Consider the following 4,558-nt stretch of genomic DNA (forward strand, 5'->3'; position numbering starts at 1 on the left):
ACCCCCGCCCACCACGAAACCATCCACTATGCTGCTACTGTCCAAGAGAAAGAACCCGCATAGGAGCGGCGCAAAACCTCAGGCGCTTCACGACACGCGACACTAGAACTCCTCGTAGATGAAACCTGCTCCTTGAGCAGCGAAGAAGGTTGACACAACGAAGATGGCGATCAGCTCGGCCACGATCAGGAGCGTCCAAGCCCACGTCCCCAGCTTCGGACCGGGGTCCTCAACCGAGGGAAGCACCCCGTCCTTCACGCGAAGTGGATTGACAACCGGCTGCTGACCATAGTCCTGCAGCCAGTCAAGCGCGCGCGAAATCAACACAGGCCCTGATGACACGTACCCATCCTACCCACCCCAAGTGTTGAGTGTCGACGAAGAAATGAGGTTCATACTCGTACTCCGACAAGTCTGCCAGTTGCACGTCCCACTTCGCCGCCAAGTCACGAATGCGCTGATAGTACTGGGCACGACGATCTGCCGGGTATTCAGCCAAGTCATACCACTTCCCGTGCATCGGGACGTTGACCAGCATCACCTCGATGCCATGCGAACGAGCGACTTCCAGGAAGAGCTCCAGATCGTGATACTCCGGAGATTCCTGGGCGTAGTCAGTCTGAGCCATCTTCCCCTTGGTCTCCTCGACCGCAGGCCCAAGGTAGTCCCGGTAGTAGTCGTCACGAATGTGGTACTCGTTGGTGGCCAACTCCTGGCCCTCAGCCCGGGCTTCCTCGATGAGCGTGTCCCAGTCGACGTCCTTCACAGGCTTCGCGTCACCGCCGCTGCCATAAGGAAGCCGCCACGGCCCGGCCTCCACCCCCAACTTCGCAGTCTCAGCACGCCCTTCCACCCAGAGGGTTGCAGCGTTGTTCTGCAACACGTTTCCCCCTGTGGACACCCCTCGCAAGGTGTCAGCACGATTACGAATGCGTTCCTTCAGGTCCGGCGGAAGCTTCGGGTCATTCAGCATCCGGAAGTAACCCTCCGCCGAGAACACAGTCTGGAAGGCCTCTGGGAGGCTGCCCTCTGGGGTGAACCACTGGGGCGAGAGCACCAGCACCACCTTGTCCAGTTTCGAGCCCGAGGCCGTGGCGGAGAGATTGATGGCCTGGAAGAGCGACTGCGTGTATCCCCTCCCGGAAAGGAACAAGTCGAAGTCCGACGCATGCTCGGGCAGGAAACTTCCGGGATTCTGGGTGACGTCGGCCCCCAGTTCCGACGAACCAAGCACGAGGAGACTCTGGTTACCCGAAGGTGCATTCGACACCGCAAGGGGAAGACCGACCGGAGCACCCGCCGGGTTCCCACGCAGGTTGTAGAACAGCCACCGACTCGACTGTGGAGGGTTGGTTCCCGCCGCGATCAACCCTGCACCGATACGCAGGCCGGGGCTTGCAAGGAATCCGAGGAACAGGGCCGAGCCCAGCAACGCCCCGAGCAGTCGACATCGGAGGCCCTGGCTCATGACCTCTCGCTCACCAGAGCGACGATCTTGTTCAACGTCGACACGTCATCACGATCCACTTCCGTCGGCGAGATGACCACGTCCAACTCGGTCTCCAACCCGTACAACAGTTCCACGAAACCCATCGAATCCATCAGGCCTGCCTCGAACAGGTCGAGATCGGGCTCAGCAAGGATCTCCTCGGTGCCACACACACCGACCAGCAGCGAGGAAACCTTGGCCTTGATGTCACTCATGAACATCTCCTATCAGTTGGCAAGTCGGCCGGAGAACAGCAGGAAGCCGAACAGGACGAGGTGGAAGGTCACGAGGATCCCGAGCAGCCGGTACCAGACCTTCCCCTGATGCCTGTTGTGGAAGCGGCTGCGACGTTCCCACACATCGTTCAGCACCAGGAGAACCCCATGGTACGCACCGTAGGCAATGTAGTACCACTGACTACCGTGCCACACACCCATGAGGGTCATGTTCACCATGACCGCGACGTGGGCGGCGCGAACCTTGTCCTTGAAGATCTTGCGTCGAAGCATCGCCATGAGCAACCGCGTGTACACGTAGTCCCGCAGCCAGAACGACAGCGTGATGTGCCAACGATTCCAGAACTCCTTGATGGACTCCGACACGAATGGCATCCGGAAGTTGTGCGGAGTCCTGATGCCGAAGAGGTAGGAGGCGCCCACGGCCATCAGGGAGTACCCGGCGAAGTCGAAGAAGAGGTCGGCCCCGTAGAGGTACATGTAGATGACGGTTTCAAGCCTCCCGGTCCCCAGCTCCGCGAGGCGGGGGGCGATGAGACCCGCGACCGCGAACTTGTAAAAGGCTCCACCCACGAGACAGGTGAGTCCGCGCCCCACCAGACCTGCGTACTCGCCGGGCTGGTAACGTCGCTCGGCATCCTGCAGGAATCGCCGGGAACGATCAATCGGCCCCGAGCTGAGAGTTGGGAAGAACGCCAGAAAGTACAGGTGATCCAGAAGGCTCATCTCCTTGATGAGCTTGTCAGAGATCTCCAGGATGACCTGCACCGCACGGAAGGTCAGGTAGGAGGCACCGATGAAGGCAAGGCTGGGGAACTCCATGATCCCCGAGAGCTTGACCAGCACCAACGGAAGCAGGGACAGCCCCACCGCAAGACGACGCTCCCAGACGTGCTTGTTACCGTGCTTTCGAATGAACCAGAGGTGAGCTTTCATGAGGATCATCTCACCCACCAGGAAGGCGGCGAGAAGGACCAACTGTCGCTTGTTGTCTGCCACGAGAAGGCCACACATGACCAGCGTCGCGACCAATCCGTAGAGTTTGATGCGCCGCCCCATCAGCCCCAAGACCACCGCCGGGAGCGCCACCACCGCCAGAACCAGGAAGAACGCGGCCTCCCCAAATGCTGTGATCACAGTTGATCCCTCAACACGGCACGATCCACCTTGCCGTTGGCCGTGAGAGGCATCGCCTCAAGGTAGGAGAAGGTCTTGGGGATCATGTAGTCCGGCAGGTACTCCTTCAACGAGGTTCGAAGTCCAAGTGTGTGTCGAAGTGGGCTTGCCGGCAGTTCCGCCACCTGAATGAAGGTGTGCAAGTGGGAGATTGGTCCGTCGTTCTTCGAGACGGGCAGCACCGCAGCGTGCAGCACACCCGGGAGTCGACGCAGATTGGCTTCGATGTCTTCGATCTCGATGCGATACCCGTGGAGCTTCACCTGGAAGTCCAGCCGACCACCGAAGTGCAGCATGCCGCCGTCCATGCGCCCGGCGTCGCCGGTGCGATAAGCAGGCTGACCATCGATGACCGTGAACTTCTGGGCAGTCAGTTCCGGCTCACCAAGATAGCCGAGGCTCACGGTGTCCCCAACAATGACGATCTCACCCATCTCGCCCTCAGGCACCGGGTTTCCCTCAGGATCAAGGATATGGATGACGGTTCCCTCGCGGGCAACTCCGACGGGGAGTACCTCATGCCGGGCCAGCACTTCCCGGTCACATTCGACGGCGGTGACAGCCACCGTGGACTCCGTCGGCCCGTAGGTGTTGAACACCTTGGCTTGCGGAAATCGTCGGTTGAGCTCCTCGACCGTCTCACGGCTCAACGTCTCACCGCAGAACAGGAAGGTGCGCAACTCGGGGAGGAGATCCTTGGAGAACGCGGCCGACGCCAGACAGAGGTCCGCGAACGACGGTGTGGAGATCCACACTGTCACTCCGGAGCCAGCCAAGTCGTCGAACAGCTCAGGAAGCCGAGCGATGTGGTCGCGATCCACGCTGTGGATCCGCCCCCCGGAAGCAAGACCCATGGACAACTCATAGACCGAAAGGTCGAAGGAGAAGGGCGCTTGGTTGAGGAAGACATGACCGTCAGCGGGCATCGGGGGGAGCAGCCCCAGCGGCCACCCCACGAAATTGCTGATGCTACGGCGACTGATCTGCACCCCCTTCGGGGTTCCGGTGCTACCCGAGGTGTAGATGACATAGAAGGGGTCGTCCTTCGCCACGGGTTGGGGTTTCCCTTGGCCACTCGGGGAGGGACCGTCTACCGGGAGGATCTTCACGCTCTTCACCTCAGCCGCTTCGACAGCCACCAGGTGGGAGGCTCGGGAAGCCTCGATGATTGCCTGGACTCGGGCCCCAGGAGTTGAACTGTCCACCGGGATGTAGGGATGCCCAGCCTTCACACATCCAAGGAAACCCACGAGCATCTCCGGTTGCTTGTGGCCGTACACCACGATGGGGCGTCCCGCCTCAACCTCCTCCGCTACGAGGCGTAACGCCAGGTCATCGGAACGTCTCGCAAGGTCACCGAAGGTGAGCTGCTGCCCACGCCATGCATGAACGACCCGGTGAGGCGTCGCCTCTGCATGCCGGGCCAAGGCCTCGATGAGGTCCATGCCTACCTCCCCGTGTTGCTGACGGTCTCCTGACGCCCCGGGAAGTATAGCTTCTCGCCCTTGCGCCACTTCCGAGACGAGCACTGCCTACGAAACCATCCTAGTGTCGCACCCACGTAGACCTCGACGTGCCTCAGCTAGTTTGAGCGCGTGGGTGGGGTCGGTGCCTCAGCTAGTTTGAGCGCGAAGCTTGCCCGTGTGGAAGGCAAGAT

The 4,558-nt window shown here is 60.8% G+C and carries 5 protein-coding genes; all 5 read right to left on the bottom strand.

The window, feature by feature from the left end; translation table 11 throughout:
* Positions 1-102 precede the first annotated feature (102 nt).
* The 5 genes from EII35_RS15145 to dltA are packed head-to-tail and all read right to left on the bottom strand — an operon-like array spanning position 103 to position 4,346.
* Entirely contained in the window at positions 103-342 is a 240-nt protein-coding gene (locus EII35_RS15145; protein ID WP_125229296.1) for a hypothetical protein, read from the bottom strand.
* Positions 305-1,468 carry a D-alanyl-lipoteichoic acid biosynthesis protein DltD gene (locus EII35_RS15150; protein WP_125229297.1) on the bottom strand — a complete coding sequence of 388 codons (1,164 nt, stop codon included), beginning with the start codon at positions 1,466-1,468 and terminating at the stop codon, positions 305-307. The genes EII35_RS15145 and EII35_RS15150 overlap by 38 nt, the downstream gene beginning before the upstream one ends.
* The gene (dltC, locus tag EII35_RS15155) at positions 1,465-1,704 is read right to left on the bottom strand and encodes a D-alanine--poly(phosphoribitol) ligase subunit DltC (protein ID WP_221739785.1); all 240 of its coding nucleotides are present in this window, start codon (positions 1,702-1,704) and stop codon (positions 1,465-1,467) included. The genes EII35_RS15150 and dltC overlap by 4 nt, the downstream gene beginning before the upstream one ends.
* 12 nt (positions 1,705-1,716) lie before the next feature.
* Entirely contained in the window at positions 1,717-2,862 is a 1,146-nt protein-coding gene (dltB, locus tag EII35_RS15160; RefSeq protein WP_125229298.1) for a D-alanyl-lipoteichoic acid biosynthesis protein DltB, read from the bottom strand.
* Complete coding sequence (gene dltA / locus EII35_RS15165) at positions 2,859-4,346, bottom strand: D-alanine--poly(phosphoribitol) ligase subunit DltA (RefSeq protein ID WP_185744389.1); 1,488 nt, start codon at positions 4,344-4,346, stop codon at positions 2,859-2,861. Before dltA ends, dltB begins: the two co-directional genes overlap by 4 nt.
* Positions 4,347-4,558 lie beyond the last annotated feature (212 nt).

The organism is Arachnia propionica (assembly GCF_003932785.1).
Classification (GTDB): Bacteria; Actinomycetota; Actinomycetes; order Propionibacteriales; family Propionibacteriaceae; genus Arachnia; species Arachnia propionica_B.